The organism is Streptomyces sp. GSL17-111 (assembly GCF_037911585.1).
In the GTDB taxonomy this organism is placed as follows: domain Bacteria; phylum Actinomycetota; class Actinomycetes; order Streptomycetales; family Streptomycetaceae; genus Streptomyces.
Map to the genome: position 1 here is coordinate 4,167,246 of NZ_JBAJNS010000001.1, position 15,495 is coordinate 4,182,740.

General features: G+C 71.1%; 19 protein-coding genes and 1 tRNA gene. 15 read left to right on the plus strand and 5 right to left on the minus strand.

What is annotated here, in order from left to right:
- The first annotated feature begins 64 nt into the window (after positions 1-64).
- The 8 genes from clpS (at position 65) to V6D49_RS18625 (ending at position 6,247) form a co-directional block, all read left to right on the plus strand.
- Positions 65-373 carry an ATP-dependent Clp protease adapter ClpS gene (clpS, locus tag V6D49_RS18590; protein ID WP_340561230.1) on the plus strand — a complete coding sequence of 103 codons (309 nt, stop codon included), beginning with the start codon at positions 65-67 and terminating at the stop codon, positions 371-373.
- On the plus strand, positions 373-966 hold the full coding sequence (locus tag V6D49_RS18595; RefSeq protein WP_340561232.1) for a DUF2017 domain-containing protein: 594 nt from the start codon (positions 373-375) through the stop codon (positions 964-966). Before clpS ends, V6D49_RS18595 begins: the two co-directional genes overlap by 1 nt.
- A gap of 464 nt (positions 967-1,430) precedes the next feature.
- The gene (locus V6D49_RS18600; RefSeq protein WP_340561234.1) at positions 1,431-3,014 is read left to right on the plus strand and encodes an alanine/glycine:cation symporter family protein; all 1,584 of its coding nucleotides are present in this window, start codon (positions 1,431-1,433) and stop codon (positions 3,012-3,014) included.
- Between the two features lie 319 nt (positions 3,015-3,333).
- Positions 3,334-3,786: a M67 family metallopeptidase gene (locus V6D49_RS18605; RefSeq protein WP_340561236.1), complete on the plus strand. Its 453-nt coding sequence runs from the start codon at positions 3,334-3,336 to the stop codon at positions 3,784-3,786.
- Between the two features lie 76 nt (positions 3,787-3,862).
- Complete coding sequence (locus V6D49_RS18610) at positions 3,863-3,958, plus strand: putative leader peptide (protein ID WP_318153546.1); 96 nt, start codon at positions 3,863-3,865, stop codon at positions 3,956-3,958.
- Between the two features lie 88 nt (positions 3,959-4,046).
- Positions 4,047-4,325, plus strand: coding sequence for a MoaD/ThiS family protein (locus V6D49_RS18615; protein WP_340561238.1), 279 nt, complete (start codon positions 4,047-4,049; stop codon positions 4,323-4,325).
- Entirely contained in the window at positions 4,325-5,275 is a 951-nt protein-coding gene (locus tag V6D49_RS18620; RefSeq protein ID WP_191208122.1) for a PLP-dependent cysteine synthase family protein, read from the plus strand. Before V6D49_RS18615 ends, V6D49_RS18620 begins: the two co-directional genes overlap by 1 nt.
- A 216-nt stretch (positions 5,276-5,491) precedes the next feature.
- Positions 5,492-6,247 (plus strand): MBL fold metallo-hydrolase, encoded by a 756-nt coding sequence (locus tag V6D49_RS18625; RefSeq protein WP_340561240.1) that lies wholly within the window; start codon positions 5,492-5,494, stop codon positions 6,245-6,247.
- 57 nt (positions 6,248-6,304) lie between these two features.
- Here V6D49_RS18625 and V6D49_RS18630 read toward each other — a convergent pair whose 3' ends face one another.
- Positions 6,305-7,549: a PTS transporter subunit EIIC gene (locus V6D49_RS18630; protein WP_340561242.1), complete on the minus strand. Its 1,245-nt coding sequence runs from the start codon at positions 7,547-7,549 to the stop codon at positions 6,305-6,307.
- Between the two features lie 199 nt (positions 7,550-7,748).
- Here V6D49_RS18630 and V6D49_RS18635 point away from each other — a divergent pair, with 199 nt between their 5' ends.
- From V6D49_RS18635 to rdgB, 4 genes are all read left to right on the plus strand, one after another.
- A complete protein-coding gene (locus tag V6D49_RS18635) occupies positions 7,749-7,982 on the plus strand; it encodes a PTS glucose/sucrose transporter subunit IIB (protein ID WP_340561244.1) in 234 nt (77 codons plus the stop codon).
- 80 nt (positions 7,983-8,062) lie between these two features.
- Complete coding sequence (rph, locus tag V6D49_RS18640; RefSeq protein ID WP_340561246.1) at positions 8,063-8,791, plus strand: ribonuclease PH; 729 nt, start codon at positions 8,063-8,065, stop codon at positions 8,789-8,791.
- 135 nt (positions 8,792-8,926) lie between these two features.
- Positions 8,927-9,301 carry a hypothetical protein gene (locus tag V6D49_RS18645; RefSeq protein WP_340561248.1) on the plus strand — a complete coding sequence of 125 codons (375 nt, stop codon included), beginning with the start codon at positions 8,927-8,929 and terminating at the stop codon, positions 9,299-9,301.
- Positions 9,302-9,306: 5 nt separating this feature from the next.
- A complete protein-coding gene (rdgB, locus tag V6D49_RS18650) occupies positions 9,307-9,918 on the plus strand; it encodes an RdgB/HAM1 family non-canonical purine NTP pyrophosphatase (RefSeq protein WP_340561250.1) in 612 nt (203 codons plus the stop codon).
- Between the two features lie 53 nt (positions 9,919-9,971).
- On the opposite strand, the gene V6D49_RS18655 is transcribed toward rdgB, so the two are convergent.
- The 3 genes from V6D49_RS18655 to bcp all read right to left on the minus strand — a co-directional run bounded on the left by V6D49_RS18655 (position 9,972) and on the right by bcp (position 11,799).
- Positions 9,972-10,053: transfer RNA gene (locus V6D49_RS18655), tRNA-Leu, on the minus strand.
- Positions 10,019-11,182, minus strand: coding sequence for an HNH endonuclease signature motif containing protein (locus V6D49_RS18660; protein WP_340561252.1), 1,164 nt, complete (start codon positions 11,180-11,182; stop codon positions 10,019-10,021). The genes V6D49_RS18655 and V6D49_RS18660 overlap by 35 nt, the downstream gene beginning before the upstream one ends.
- 140 nt (positions 11,183-11,322) lie before the next feature.
- Positions 11,323-11,799 (minus strand): thioredoxin-dependent thiol peroxidase, encoded by a 477-nt coding sequence (bcp, locus tag V6D49_RS18665; RefSeq protein ID WP_340561254.1) that lies wholly within the window; start codon positions 11,797-11,799, stop codon positions 11,323-11,325.
- A gap of 138 nt (positions 11,800-11,937) precedes the next feature.
- Here bcp and V6D49_RS18670 point away from each other — a divergent pair, with 138 nt between their 5' ends.
- The 3 genes from V6D49_RS18670 (at position 11,938) to V6D49_RS18680 (ending at position 13,102) form a co-directional block, all read left to right on the plus strand.
- Positions 11,938-12,255: a DUF3618 domain-containing protein gene (locus V6D49_RS18670; protein WP_340561256.1), complete on the plus strand. Its 318-nt coding sequence runs from the start codon at positions 11,938-11,940 to the stop codon at positions 12,253-12,255.
- An 85-nt stretch (positions 12,256-12,340) separates the two neighbouring features.
- Positions 12,341-12,643: a GroES family chaperonin gene (locus V6D49_RS18675; protein WP_191208294.1), complete on the plus strand. Its 303-nt coding sequence runs from the start codon at positions 12,341-12,343 to the stop codon at positions 12,641-12,643.
- Positions 12,644-12,781: 138 nt separating this feature from the next.
- Entirely contained in the window at positions 12,782-13,102 is a 321-nt protein-coding gene (locus tag V6D49_RS18680; protein WP_191208113.1) for a DMT family transporter, read from the plus strand.
- A gap of 21 nt (positions 13,103-13,123) precedes the next feature.
- Here the strand turns inward: V6D49_RS18680 and V6D49_RS18685 are convergent, their stop codons facing one another.
- The gene (locus V6D49_RS18685) at positions 13,124-15,427 is read right to left on the minus strand and encodes a transglycosylase domain-containing protein (protein WP_340561258.1); all 2,304 of its coding nucleotides are present in this window, start codon (positions 15,425-15,427) and stop codon (positions 13,124-13,126) included.
- Positions 15,428-15,495 lie beyond the last annotated feature (68 nt).

Consider the following 15,495-nt stretch of genomic DNA (forward strand, 5'->3'; position numbering starts at 1 on the left):
TTCCCGGCGCCTGTCGCCCCGTTGGCGCGGGGCGTTTGCGCACCCACCCCCGGGCGGTGGCAGCATGGAACCCGTGACCGTACCCCTGGAGATCGAACGGACCGAGGCGAGCGAGGCCGCCGAGGCGGTGCCCGAGCCCGACGTCCCCTGGGTGACGGTCGTGCACAACGACCCGGTCAACCTCATGAGCTACGTGACCTACGTCTTCCAGGCGTACTTCGGCTACCCGAAGGACAAGGCCCACCGGCTCATGCTCGACGTCCACCACAAGGGCCGCGCGATCGTCTCCAGCGGCACCCGCGAGGAGATGGAGCGCGACGTGCAGGCGATGCACGGCTACGGCCTGTGGGCGACCCTGCAGCAGGAGCGCTGATGGCGGCCCAGTTCGAGCCCTCGGCCAGTGTGCGCGGGGGCGCGGTGATCGCGCTGGACGAGCTGGAGATCTCCATCCTGCGCAGCCTCACCGTGCAGCTGCTGGAGCTCATCGGCCCGGGCGACGAGCCCGCCGCGGACGACGACCCGCTGGCGGAGCTGTTCGCCGACGGGCCCAGTGAGCCGCCCAGCGATCCCGCGCTCGCCCGCCTCTTCCCGGACGCCTACACCGGCCCGGGGGAGCGCCAGGACCGGGCGGCCCGCGAGGCGGGCGCCGAGTTCCGGCGCTTCACGGAGACCGAGCTGCGCGCGCGCAAGCGCGGCGACGGGCTGGCCGTCGTCCACGCGCTCGACGCGCTGGAGCCGGCGGAGGGGTCGGGCGCCGCGGTGCTGACGCTCGCCCCGGCGGAGTCCCGGCGCTGGCTCGGCGCCCTCAACGACCTGCGCCTGACGATCGGGGCGCGGCTGGAGGTCGACGAGGACACCGACGACCTCTACCGGCTGCCCGACAGCGACCCGCGGAAACCGTTGGTGATGGCCTACCTCTGGCTCGGCGCGCTCCAGGAGTCCCTGATCGAGACCCTGCTGCCCTGAACCGCCGCCGTCGCCGTCGCCGTCCCGAACAGCCCTGCTCCTGCGCCCGGTTGACCCCGAGCCGGTCACCGTGGTGCGCCGTGTCGCTTTGTTCCCGGTCGGCTGTGTGAGCTTCACCGCCCGCAGCCGTGCGGCTTACTACGATCACGTAACGTCACGAATTCCGGTCGATAATCGGCGTCCGCCGCGTCACTCAGCGTTGTAAAAGGATGATTTGAGCCACTTCATCCAGACTGTGATGCGGCCGTTATGTGGGCGTGTGATTTGTGTCACACGAAATCCGTAGCTCTCCGTGGTAGGAACAGCCAATCCGATATTTCCGCGGGGCTGACACCTGGGTGAATTTCGGAGGAGACTGCGTGACGATCCGCTTTCGTACATGCGGTTGAACCCTTGCGTCGCAGCACCGGTAACCCCGCCGGTGGCCCCCCACTACCGTCCGCCGCACTAGGCAGAGGTTTTTCATGGCAAGCAGCGAAACGACGTGGACCGACTCGGTCGACGAAGCGGTAAACAACGTATTTGAGCCGGTCGCCAGCTTCCTGGGCGACATCGTCTTCTACACCGTCAACATCTTCGGGACGGATTTCCCGCTCATCGTCGGCTGGCTCGTCGTCGCCGGCCTCGTCTTCTCGGCGTACTTCGGCCTCGCCCAGGTCCGGCACCTGAAGGTCGCCTACCGCCTGGTGCGCGGGAAGTACGACCAGAAGGACGCGCCCGGCGAGGTGAACCACTTCCAGGCGCTGACCTCGGCGGTGTCCGGAACGGTCGGCCTCGGCAACATCGCCGGTGTCGCCATCGCGATCTCCATCGGCGGCCCCGGCGCCACGTTCTGGATGATCCTCTGCGGCCTGCTCGGCATGGCCACCAAGTTCGTCGAGTGCACGCTCGGGGTGAAGTACCGCGAGTTCAACGCGGACGGCACCGTCAACGGCGGCCCGATGCTCTACCTCCGCAAGGGGCTCGCGGAGCGGGGCAAGGCCGGACTGGGCAAGGTGCTCGCCATCGGCGCCGCCGCCAGCCTCCTGTTCTTCACCTTCTTCGGCGGCAACCTCTTCCAGGTCAACCAGTCCCTGGAGCAGGTCGTCTCCGTCACCGGCGGTCAGGACGACAGCATCTTCGCCACCAGCGGCGGCGCGATCTTCTTCGGCCTCGTCCTCGCCGGCCTGGTCGCCCTGGTCCTCATCGGCGGCATGAAGAGCATCGGCGCGGTCACCAGCCGCCTGGTGCCGTCCATGGCGATCCTCTACGTCATCGCCTGTCTGCTGGTCATCACCTTCAACATCACCGAGGTGCCCAGCGCGCTCGGCACGATCGTCTCCGAGGCGTTCCAGCCCGAGGGCGTGGCCGGCGGTGTGATCGGCGCCCTGATCGTCGGCTTCCAGCGGGCCGCGTTCTCCAACGAGGCCGGTATCGGCTCCGCGCCGATCGCCCACTCAGCGGTGAAGACGAAGCGCCCCGCCACCGAGGGTCTCGTCGCGATGCTGGAGCCGTTCATCGACACGGTGGTCATCTGCACCATGACCGCCCTGACCATCGTCATCGCGGGCGGCCCGCTCTACCAGGAGACCCGCGACGCGGCCATCAAGGGCGAGGAGTTCGACACGGGCACCGGCGCCGGTATCTCCATCACCTCCGACGCCTTCGACACCGCGCTGCCCTGGTTCCCCTACCTGCTGACGGTCGCCGTGGTGCTGTTCGCCTTCTCCACGGTCATCACCTGGGGCTACTACGGCCTCAAGTGCTGGGGCTACCTGTTCGGTTACAGCAAGACCGGTGAGCTGATCTACAAGGTCCTGTTCTCGATCATCATCGTCACCGGTGCGCTGCTCAGCCTGGGCACGCTGGTGTCGCTGGCCGACTCCACGCTCTTCATGGCGGCCCTGTTCAACATCCTGGGTCTCTACTTCCTCGCCCCCGTGGTGCGGAAGGAGCTGCGCAAGGTCCTCAACTACGTCCGTCGCCGCGACGCGGGCGAGTCCGAGGAGGAGATCGAGGCCGCCGAGGCCGCCGAGGAGGCCCAGGAGGCTTCCCTCCGCAAGGCGTGACGCGAAACCCACGCGCGTGTCCCACTGGTCGTGAGGCCGTGTGATCCGTGTGTTCCGTGTGTCCCGTGTGCCCCTGCCCTCTCGGGCGGGGGCACACGGCGTTTTCCGGTGTGGCGTGCCCGGGCCCCGCATTATTGATTGCAGTAAGCATGTATATCCGGTCGCTGCGGGCGGGAGGTGGAGAATTTCCGGACAGCGCCGTGTTTCCGCCGGGTGATATATGGCCCCACGGGTCCATTTCGCCGGACCGAGGACCGCCACCGAGGACCGCCACCGGTGCCTGGAAGCCCGGCGAGCGCCCGTGCGTATGCTCGTTCCCATGCTGACCATCACCCGAGAGCTGCACGACCGGATCGTGGCCCACGCCCGCGAGGACCACCCCGACGAGGCGTGCGGCGTCGTCGCCGGGCCGGTGGGCCAGGGGCGCCCCGAGCGCTTCGTCCCCATGCTCAACGCGGCCCGCTCGCCCACCTTCTACGAGTTCGACTCGACCGACCTGCTGAAGCTCTACCGGGAGATGGACGACCGCGACGAGGAGCCGGTGGTCATCTACCACTCGCACACGGCGACCGAGGCGTACCCCTCCCGCACCGACATCAGCTACGCGAACGAGCCCGGCGCGCACTACGTGCTCGTCTCCACCGCCGAGTGCGGCAACGACGAGGGCCCCTTCTCCTTCCGCTCGTTCCGCATCGTGGACGGTGTGGTGACCGAGGAGGACGTCCGGATCGTCGACGCCTACGCCCCGACGGCCCAGGCCACGGCGTCCTGAGCGGTTCTGAGACGCCAACGTCCGCATCATGAAACGCCCGTCCGATCCCGGGATCGGGAATCGCTACGATGTGCCCATGGTTATCCACGACGTGAACACCGAGGCCCCGGGCTGCCTGCTCGTCGCGCGCCTGCACGTCGACCTGTGCCGCCTCTCCAGCGCCATGTGTTGAGGCCCGTCGGACGCGTGCCCGCACCGCCGACGTGACACCTCCGTACGCCCTCGCGCCCCCGCACTCTTCACCGACCAGGAGCACACCCATGGCCATCGAGGTCCGCATCCCGACCATCCTCCGCACCTACACCGACGGCCAGAAGGCCGTCGAGGGCAACGGCGGCACCCTCGCCGAGCTCTTCACCGACCTGGAGTCGCGGTACAACGGCATCCAGGAACGCCTGGTGGACGGCGGTGAGCTGCGCCGCTTCGTGAACGTCTACCTCAACGACGAGGACGTGCGCTTCCTGGACGGGATCAACACCCGGCTCGGCGACGGGGACAGCGTCACCATCCTCCCCGCCGTCGCCGGGGGCATGCGCTGATGCGCTACGACGCGCCGCTCGCCGCGGTGGGCAACACCCCGCTGGTGCGCCTGCCGCGGCTCTCGCCGTCCGAGGACGTCCGGATCTGGGCCAAGCTGGAGGACCGCAACCCGACGGGCTCCATCAAGGACCGCCCCGCCCTCCACATGATCGAGGAGGCGGAGAAGGACGGCCGCCTCACCCCGGGCTGCACCATCCTGGAGCCCACCTCCGGCAACACCGGGATCTCCCTGGCCATGGCGGCCAAGCTCAAGGGCTACCGCATCGTCTGCGTGATGCCGGAGAACACCAGCGAGGAGCGTCGCGAGCTGCTGGCCATGTGGGGCGCCGAGATCATCTCGTCCCCCGCCGCCGGCGGATCGAACACCGCCGTGCGTGTCGCCAAGGAGCTCGCCGGTGAACACCCCGACTGGGTGATGCTCTACCAGTACGGCAACCCCGGCAACGCGGGCGCCCACTACGCCACCACCGGCCCGGAGATCCTCACCGACCTCCCCTCGATCACGCACTTCGTCGCCGGGCTCGGCACCACCGGCACCCTCATGGGCGCCGGACGCTACCTGCGCGAGCACCGCCCGGACGTCCAGATCGTCGCCGCCGAGCCGCGCTACGACGACCTCGTCTACGGCCTGCGGAACCTGGACGAGGGCTTCGTCCCCGAGCTGTACGACGCCTCCGTCCTCACCTCCCGCTTCTCCGTCGGCTCCGAGGACGCCGTCACCCGCACCCGGGAGCTGCTGGCCCAGGAGGGCATCTTCGCCGGCGTCTCGACCGGGGCCGCCCTGCACGCGGCCATCGGCGTGGGCCGCAAGGCCGTCCGCGCCGGGGAGTCGGCCGACATCGTCTTCATCGTCGCCGACGGCGGATGGAAGTACCTCTCCACCGGCATCTACACCGCCGCCTCCACGGAGGAGGCCGTCGCCCGGCTCCAGGGCCAGCTCTGGGCCTGACGACGCCGCCGCGCGCCCTGCCGCCCGCCGGCGCGCAGGGCCGTGGCGCCGGCGTCCGCGTTCGCGCCGGTCGAACCCCGTGCCGGACACCGGGCACGGGAGTAACACTGACTGGTGATTCCGCGCACACATAGTGTCCCCGGGGAGCCGCCGGGGCCGACGGCCCTTACGCTCGGAAAACCCCCTCTACCGGGCTGCGCGGAGGTTCCCACCCCTATGAAGCTCACCGTCGTCGGCTGCTCGGGCTCGTTCCCGTCCGCGGACTCCGCCTGCTCCAGCTACCTGGTGGAGGCCGACGGCTACCGCCTGTTGCTCGACATGGGCAACGGCGCCCTGGGCGAGCTCCAGCGCCACTGCGGGCTCTACGACCTCGACGCGATCGTCCTCAGCCACCTGCACGCCGACCACTGCATCGACATGTGCGCCTACTTCGTCGTGCGCTACTTCCGCTTCGAGGGCGGACGCTGCGCCGCGCTGCCCGTCTACGGCCCCGCCGGGACCGAGGAGCGGCTGACGGCCGCCCACGCGGACGTCCCGTCGGAGGGCGCGATGCGCGAGGTCTTCGACTTCCGGACGCTCACCGACGGCGGCGTGCTCGAGCTGGGCCCCCTGCGCGTCCGCTCCGCCCTGGTGGACCACCCCGTCGAGGCGTACGGCTTCCGGATCGAACACGGCGACTCGGTGCTCACCTACTCCGGCGACACCGGCCGGACACCGGCCCTGGACGACCTGGCCCGCGACGCCGGCCTCTTCCTGTGCGAGGCCTCGTTCACGCACGGCAAGGAGGACATCCCCGGCCTGCACCTCAACGGCCGCGAAGCCGGCGAGACGGCCCGGCGGGCCGGAGCGTCCCGGCTGGTCCTCACCCACGTGCCGCCCTGGACGGACGCCCAGGTCAACCTCCGCGACGCGAAGGCCGCCTTCGACGGTCCCGTCGAACTGGCCCGCCCCGGCGCCGTCTACGAGGTCTGAGCACTCGGCGCACCGACGCCACCCGCCCCGGTCCGCTGCGGCCCCGCGCGGCGCCGGTCAGGTGAGGTTCTCCCGCTCCATCGCGGCGATCTCCTCGTCCGACTCCCGGCCCGGCGTCTTCAGGTCGAACTTGGTGATCACCACCCGGAAGAGCACGTAGTAGACCACCGCGAAGACCAGCCCGACCGGGATGAGCAGCCACGGCTTCGTCGCCTCCCCGTAGTTCAGCAGGTAGTCGAAGAGACCGGCCGAGAACGTGAAGCCCTCCCGGATGCCCAGCGCCCAGGTGACCGCCATCGAGACACCCGTCAGCAACGCGTGGATGCCGTAGAGCGCGGGCGCCAGGTAGACGAAGGAGAACTCGATCGGCTCCGTCACGCCCGTCACGAACGAGGTCAACCCCAGCGAGAACATCATCCCCGACACCGCCTTGCGACGCTCCGGCCGCGCGCAGTGCGCCATGGCCAGCGCGGCGGCCGGAAGGGCGAACATCATGATCGGATAGAACCCCGTCATGAACATCCCCGCGTCCGGGTCCCCGGCCAGGAAGCGGAAGAAGTCGCCGCTGGCGGTCTCGCCCTCATCGTCGGTGTACTCGCCGAACTGGTACCAGGCGAAGGTGTTGATCAACATGTGCATCCCGAACGGGATGAGCAGCCGGTTCATCACCCCGAAGATGCCCGACCCCCACGCGCCCAGATCCGACAGGCTCTCCGCCGCACCGTTCAGCCCGTTCCCGATAGGCGCCCAGCCGTAGCCGAACACCACCGCGAGGACCAGGGCGATGAACGACATCAGCACCGGCACGAAACGCCGTCCGCTGAAGAAGCCCAGCCACTCCGGCAGCCGCGTGCGGTGGTAGCGCTCCCACACCTTCGCGGTGATCACCCCCAGCACCACACCACCGAGCACCCCCGGGTTCACCGGGTCGCCGGTGACCTCGTCGGTGAACGCGCTCACCAGGGTGCTGCTGAACACCAGGTACGCCACCACGGCCGCGAACGCCGTCGAACCGTCCGCCTTGCGGGCGAACCCGATCGCCACGCCCACGCAGAACAGGATCGCGATGTTGTCGATGATCCCGCCGCCCGCCCCGCTGAACACCGCCGCCAGCCGATCCCAGCCCAGCCCCTCGTCACCCAGGACGTCCGGCTGGCCGATGCGCAGAATGAGCCCCGCCGCCGGGAGCGCGGCCACCGGCAGCTGCAGGCTGCGCCCCAGCTTCTGCAACGACCCCAGGGTCGCCTGCCGCCAGCCGCGCCGCGGCTTCGCGTCCTTCCGGGTGGTGGGCTCGGAGCTCATGGGCGCTCTCCCGGTTCGACCTGGCGGCGACGATGGGTGGAGCCCGGACGCGTCCCTCGGGCGGCAGGCGTCCGGACACGGAGCCGCTGCACGTCATCTTTCGGCACACATCACCCCAGCGCCCGCCAACCTGGGCCAACCGTGGGCCACTGTGGCAATCTGACGCATGGGTACCCGCCGAGACACAGGAGAGAGCCTCATGGCCACCAAGGCTGAGAAGATCGTCGCCGGGCTCGGCGGCATCAAGAACATCGAAGAGGTCGAGGGCTGCATCACCCGCCTCCGCACCGAGGTCATCGACTCCTCGCTGGTGGACGACACCGCCCTCAAGAGCGCCGGCGCCCACGGCGTCGTCAAGATGGGCACCGCGATCCAGGTCGTCATCGGCACCGACGCCGACCCCATCGCGGCGGAGATCGAGGACATGATGTAGCCGCAGGGCCCCGGCCGTGCCCGGACCCCCGGGCTCCCCTGCGGAACGGGCCTTCCGCTGCTCCTACTAGGCTCGCCCCCATGTCTCGTATCGACGGCCGCACAGCCGAACAGCTCCGCCCCGTCACCATCCAGCGCAACTGGAGCAAACACGCCGAGGGGTCCGTCCTCGTCTCCTTCGGCGACACCAAGGTCTTCTGCACCGCCAGCGTCACCGAGGGCGTGCCGCGCTGGCGCCGGGGCAGCGGAGAGGGCTGGGTCACCGCCGAGTACGCGATGCTGCCGCGCGCCACCAACACCCGCGGCGACCGCGAGGCCGTCCGGGGCAAGATCGGCGGCCGCACCCACGAGATCTCCCGCCTCATCGGCCGCTCCCTGCGCTCCGTCGTCGACTTCAAGGCGCTCGGCGAGAACACCATCGTCCTCGACTGCGACGTCCTCCAGGCCGACGGCGGCACCCGCACCGCCGCCATCACCGGCGCCTACGTCGCCCTGGCCGACGCCGTCGCCTGGTGCCACGAGCGCAAGCTCATCCGCGCCAAGGCCCAGCCCCTGACCGGCACCGTCGCCGCCATCAGCGTCGGCATCGTCGACGGCGTCCCCCTCACCGACCTCTGCTACGAGGAGGACGTCCGCGCCGAGACCGACATGAACGTCGTGTGCACCGGCGACGGCCGCTTCGTCGAGGTCCAGGGCACCGCCGAGGGCGAGCCCTTCTCCCGCGACGAACTCAACGCCCTCCTCGACCTCGCCGTCGCCGGCTGCACCCAGCTCGACGGCGCCCAGCGCCAGGCCCTCGCCGCCTCCTAGCGCCCGGCAACCGCCCGGACCCGCCGCACGTCTCAACCGGTACGGGCCGTACGCTGCCCCCCGGGGCTTCGCCGCGTACGGCCCGCCGCCAAGCCCGCACCGGAGCGCATTCGTCAAAGGGAAAGAGGACCCGACGTGCGTCGCACCCTGCTCACCGTCGCCGCAGCCACCATCGCGGCCACCGCACTCATCGGCTGCAGCGCCGTCGAGAAGGCGATCAGCTGCGCCAACACCGCCGCCGCCGTGGCTCAGAGCGTCAACGATCTCCAGGACGCCGTCGGCAACGCCGGGGAGGACCCCGCAGCCGCCGCCGAGGCGCTGAACGCCATCGACAACGACCTGGACGAGATCGAGAAGAACACCGGCGACGCCGACGTCAACCAGGCCGTCGGAGACCTCCGCGCAGCCGTCGACAACGTCCGCACCTCCCTCGACGACGGCCAGACGCCCGACCTCACCCCCATCGGTGACGCCACGGGCGAGCTGACCAACGTCTGCACCCCGGGCTGACCACCATGACCGACACCCCCCGCCTGATCCTGGCCACCCGCAACGCCCACAAGGTCACCGAGCTGCGCGCCATCCTCGGCGCGGCCGGCCTCGCCGCCGACCTCACGGGCGCCGACGCCTACCCCGACATCCCCGACGTCAAGGAGACCGGCGTCACCTTCGCCGAGAACGCCCTACTGAAGGCGCACGCCCTGGCCGACGCCACCGGCCTCCCCGCCATCGCCGACGACTCCGGCCTCTGCGTGGACGTCCTCGGCGGCGCACCCGGCATCTTCTCCGCCCGCTGGGCGGGCCGGCACGGCGACGACCGGGCCAACCTCGACCTGCTGCTCGCCCAGCTCTCCGACATCGACGACGCGCACCGCGGCGCGCACTTCGCCTGCGCCGCCGCGCTCGCCCTCCCCGACGGCACGGAGCGGGTCGTCGAGGGGCGGCTGCGCGGCACGCTGCGCCACACCCCGGCCGGCACGGGCGGCTTCGGCTACGACCCGATCCTTCAGCCGGACGGGGAGACGCGCACCTGCGCCGAGCTGGCGCCCGACGAGAAGAACGCCATCAGCCACCGCGGCCGGGCGTTCCGCGCCCTCGTCCCCGTGCTCCGCGACCTCCTGCACTGAGACGCCAGCGGGCCCCGGACACCGTGCGTGTCAGGGGCCCCTGCGTGCTGGAGTGCGGCGGAAGGGATTCGAACCCTCAAGCCCTGTCGGGCCGCAGGACCTAAACCTGCTGCGTCGCCGTTGCGCCACCGCCGCCGGTCACCGGCATCGTATCGCCTGCGGCGGCGACGCCCGGCTCGGGTGCCCGGGGGCGCACGACGGCCAGACGTCCCGTGCTCCGGTTCTTGCCGCACCACGTAGCGGTGAGGGCATGGCAGTTGGGGCACAGGTACCGCAGGTTCTCGCGCCGGTTGTCGTGCCAGTCACCGTTGACGTGGTCGATGTGCAGGGTCAGTGGTTCACCCAGCCAGAAACCGCCGTTGCCGCATCGGCCGCAGGCGTACGCGACGCCCAGGGCGTCGAGCGCCCGGCGCAGCCTGCTCCGGTGGGTGCGTGAGCTGGTCGCCGGGGTGACCCGCAGAACGTCTTCGGGCCTCGCTCGTGCGGCCGGGGAAGCCGACGCGCGGGCGCGCGTTCGACGGCGGAAATGGGAGGTGTCCCACCCGGCACGCGTGATGAGACGCCGCACCCTGCGCCAGTTCGCGTCCGTCTCCGGAAGCCCCAGGGCACGGACGACGGCCGCCACGCTCGTGTGCTCCGCCACGGCGGCCCGTACCCGTTCCTCGGGCAGCGCGGTGGGCGAGTGGCTGAAGTGCCGGACGTCGACGCCGCACCGGTCCAGGGTGCGGCGCAGCGCGGCACGTGTCGCCGCGTCGTCGGAGAGTCCGAGGGCACGCGCCAAGGCTCTGGTGCTCGTGCAGCGGGCGGCCTCCCGACGCAGCTCCGGCTCGGGGATCTGTACATGGAGCTCCGGGCGGTTCAGCCCGGGGAAGTGGCCGACGTCGATCCCCGCCGAGGCGATGCGGCGACTGAGGTGCGAGAGCGTCCCGGTGGCGGGTCGAGCGCCCAGGGCGCACGCCACTTCGCGCAGGGAACGCGACCTGGTCACGGCTTCGGCGATCGCCGCGTCCGGGTACTTCCGCCAGGGGCTGCGCCGTGTGAAGTGTGTCGTGTCGAGGCCGTACTCGGCCGCCTCGCGCCGGAGAGCGGTCCGCCCGGCCCGGTCGGGGGTCATGCCCAGCGCTCGCATGACCTCCGCCCAGTTCGACGACCGGGCGACCGCGTCGGCCAGGGCCCGGCGCGCGTGGGGCGGTCCGCCCGGCGGTGTACACCGAGTCCCGGTGGACGCCGCAGCCGTCCCGACGTCGACGCCGTGCTCGGTCATCGGCACACTCAACCCCCTGCGCTAGCCACCCCGTGTCCCGAAGTGCGGCTCGAACAGGCCGGCCGCCCCTCTGTTCGTTCAACGAACGTCTGGGCGACCGGTTACGCCGGACGGGGGTGGGCTTCGGGGGCCTCGTGGGGTCAGGAGGTGGGGATCCTGAGGTCCTTGAGGAGCTTGGCGACGTGGCCGGTGGCCCGCACGTTGTACAGCGCACGCTCCACGGCACCCCCCTCGTCGACGACGATCGTCGAGCGGATGACACCGGTCACCGTCCTGCCGTACATCTGCTTCTCCCCGAAGGCGCCGTACGCGGTGAGCGTCTCCTTCGACGGGTCGCCGACGAGCGTGACCTTGAGGTCCTCCTGGTCGCGGAACTTCGCGAGCTTCTCCGGCTTGTCCGGGGAGACGCCGATCACCTCGTAGCCGGCGTCCGCGAGGACGTTCAGGTTGTCGGTGAAGTCGCAGGCCTGCTTGGTGCAGCCGGGGGTGAGCGCGGCCGGGTAGAAGTAGACGATGACCTTGCGGCCCGCGAAGTCGGCGAGGGAGATCTGCCGGCCGTCGGCGTCCGGGAGCGTGAAGGCGGGGGCGGTGTCGCCGGGCTGCAGGCGCTCGCTCATGGTGGCTCTCCTTGTCGTGATGCGTACCCCCGAGCGTAGCCGCGCCGGAAACGGGGGTGTGGTGGGGCGTGGGCGGGTGTGAGCTGACAGACTGTCCAGCAGTCATGACGTAAGCGACGGCTCGACGGAGGAGTTGCGGTGCCCGACAGGACCCCCGCGCAGATCGAGGCGGACATCGTCCGCCGACGGGAGCAGCTTGCCGCGACGCTGGACGAGATCGCGGTGCGGGTGCACCCGAAGACCATCGCGGACGGCGCCAAGGCCCGGGCCGCCGCCGCGGTGGACCGTACGGCGGGGCGCGCCTACCTCGCGGCGAACCGCGCCGTCGGCTCGGTGCGGGACCAGTTGGTGACGGAGGACGGCGCGCCCCGCCTGGAGCGGGTGGTGCCGTTGGCGCTGGTCACGGTCGCCGTGGCCGGTCTGTACTTCTCCTCCGCGCGGCGCAGGCACCGCTGACGGAGCCCGGGCGCGGTGGCGCGGCGGCCTGGGATACGGTCGGCCCGTGAGCACGCACACGACCGACGACAAGCTGCCCATCCGGATGCTGCACGACCGGGTGCTGGTCCGTACCGACGTGCCCGAGGGGGAGCGCCGTTCCTCCGGGGGCATCGTGATCCCGGCGACGGCGGCGGTGGGCCGTCGGCTGGCCTGGGCGGAGGTCGTGGCCGTGGGCCAGAACGTGCGCACGGTCGAGCCGGGTGACCGGGTGCTGTACGACCCGGAGGAGCGCGCCGAGGTGGAGGTGCGCGGTGTCGCCTACCTGCTGATGCGGGAGCGGGACCTGCACGCGGTGGCGGCCGAGCGGCTGGCCGGATCCGAGGACTCCACGGGGCTCTACCTGTGATGTCCGTCTTCGGGTAGGATGTCCCGAGTTCCGACGAGACGCGCCGTACCGGAACGCCCCGGGCGAAGGCAGAACCGCCCGGGCGAAGGCAAAGACGACGCACCTGATGAGTGATCCCTCATGGAAGGTGTGCGCGTCATGGCGTGGGTTCTGCTGGTGGTGGCCGGTCTGCTGGAGGTCGGCTGGGCGGTCGGGCTTCCCTACACCGAGGGTTTCACGCGGCTGTGGCCGAGTGTCTTCACGGTCCTGGGTTTCGCGGCGAGCATGCTGCTCCTCGCGCAGGCGGCCAGGACACTGCCGATCGGTACGGCCTACGGCGTCTGGGTCGGCATCGGCGCCGCCGGTGCGGCGATCGTCGGGATGGCCGTGCTGGGGGAGCCGGTGACGGCGGCCCGGATCTTCTTCATCTCCCTGCTGCTCGTCGCCGTGGTCGGCCTCAAGGCGACGTCGGGCCACTGAGGCCGAAGGGGCCGGTGCCCGCTAGCGGGGCGTCGGCCCCTCCCTGCCGTCGCCCTCGGGCTTGCCGTCGGACTCCGGTCCGTCGGCCGCGTCGCCCGAACCGTCGCCGTCGCCGTCCTCGCTGCCCGTGTCGTCGCCCGGGGTGTCGGGTGAACCGTCGCCCCGCACCGCCGTGGGGCCCGTGTCCGACGGCCCGTCCCCGTCCTCACCGCCGTCCTCGCCGCCGTCCTCCTCGGGGCTGCCGGAGGCGCCGTCGCTGGGCAGCGGGGAGGGCTTGGGCACCTTCGGTGACAGCTCGAAGGCGCGGACCGGTTCTCCGGCCAGGGCGGCCGCGGTGTACTGGCCCCAGATGCGGGCCGGGAAGCCGCTGCCGCTGATCTTGGCCAGTCCGGCCGCGCCGTGCAGGGCCTTCTGGGCGCCGGTCTCGGGGTCCTGCCCCATGACGGCGACGACGGTGGCGAGCTCGGGTGTGTAGCCGGCGAACCAGGCGGCGCGGTCCTTCTCGGCGGTGCCGGTCTTCCCGGCGGCCGGTCGGCCCGCGCTCTGCGCGGCGGTGCCGGTGCCGCCCTCGACGACGCCCCGGAGCAGCGCGGTCGCGGCGTCGGCGGCCACCCGGGGGACTGCCTGTACGCCCTCGACCTCGGGGACCTTGATCTCCTCCTTGCCCCGGGTGACCTCCGTCACCAGCCGGTGGTCGACGCGCTCGCCGTGGTGGGCGAGAGTGGCGTAGGCCTGCGCGAGGTGCAGGGTGCTCGGGGTGGCCGTGCCGAGCGAGATGGACGCGCCGGCGTCGCGCAGGGCGGGGGTGTCCTCGGGGATGCCCGCGTTGACCAGCGTCTCGCGGACGTTGTCGGGCCCGACGTCCACCCCCATCTGGGCGAAGACGGCGTTGACGGACTGGTCCATGGCCTCGCTGACGGGGATGTCGTCGAAGGACCGGTCGCCCTCGTTCTGCGGGTTGTAGCCGATGGCGCGGCCGTCGTTGACGACCTCGCGCTTGCTCGTGCCGTCGTAGACGCTGCTCGGCCCGATGGCCTCGCCGTCCTGCGTCCGGGACCGGTTGGCGATGGCGGAGGCGTAGACGAACGGCTTGAAGGTGGAGGCGGCCTGGTAGTCGGTGCGGGTGGCGTTGTTGGTGTACTGCTCGGTGTAGTCCACGCCGCCGTACATGGCGACGACGTCACCGGTGGCCACCTCGATGGACGTGCCGCCCGCACGCACGTAGCCGTCCACCTCGCGTTCCTCGCTGAGGTTGCTCTGCAACTGCTCGTCGACGGCCTGCACGAGAGCCTCCTGCCGGTCCTTGTCGAGGGTGGTGGTGATGCGGAAGCCGCCGCCGGCGAGCCGCGAGGTGCTGACGATGCCGTGGCTGTCGAGGTAGTCCCGCACGGCTTCGAGCAGGTAGCCGCGCTGGCCGGAGAGGGCCATGGGCGGTTCGATCGCGCGCGGTGTGGGGAACTCCATGGCCGCCCGCCGGGACTCGGTCAGCCAGCCCTCGCCGACCATGCCGTCGAGCACGTAGTTCCAGCGGGCGACGGCCCGCGGCTCGTTGTCGGGGTTGGCGATGACGTCGTAGCGGCTGGGGGAGTTGACGAGTGCCGCGAGGTAGGCGCCCTCGGCCGTGGTGAGGTCGCTCGCGTCCTTGTCGTAGTAGGCGTGGGCGGCGGCCTGGATGCCGTAGGCGTTGCGGCCGAAGTAGCTGGTGTTGAGGTATCCGGCGAGGATCTCGCTCTTGCCGACCTCCTGATCCAGCTTCATCGCGATGATGAACTCCTCCGCCTTGCGGGTGAGGGTCCGCTCCTGCGAGAGGTAGTAGTTCTTGACGTACTGCTGCGTGATCGTGGAGCCGGACTGGGTGCCCTCGCCGCGCAGCATGTTCCAGCCGGCCCGGACCATGGCCGTGGGGTCGACGCCCGACTCGTGGTAGAAGTCGCGGTCCTCGGCGGCCAGCATGGCGTGCTGGGTGTCCTTCGGCACCTGGGCGAGCGTCACGTTCTCCCGGTTCACGTCGCCGTCCTTGGCGAGCAGTGTGCCGTCGGAGTAAAGGTAGACGTTGCTCTGCGTGGTGGCGGCGCGGTTGGGCTCGGGGATCGGCACGAGCAGGTACCCGAGGACGAGGGCGCCCGCGACGAGCACCACGGACACCAGGAAGGCGCCCACCAGCATGCGCCAGGTGGGGAAGAGGCGCCGCCACCCGGTGCGCCTGCGGGTGCCGCGCTCCCGGGACGGCGTGGGGGCGCCGGCCTCGTCCGCCGGGCCCGCGCCGGGGCGCGGGGCGTCGGCGCCGGGCGTCGCGTCGTCGCCGCGTGTCGGCTCGTCACTCATCTGTCCGCAGACTCCTCGTCCGGCGTCTCGTTCCGCAGGGCAGGCTGCCCGACTGGTCGGGAACGTTC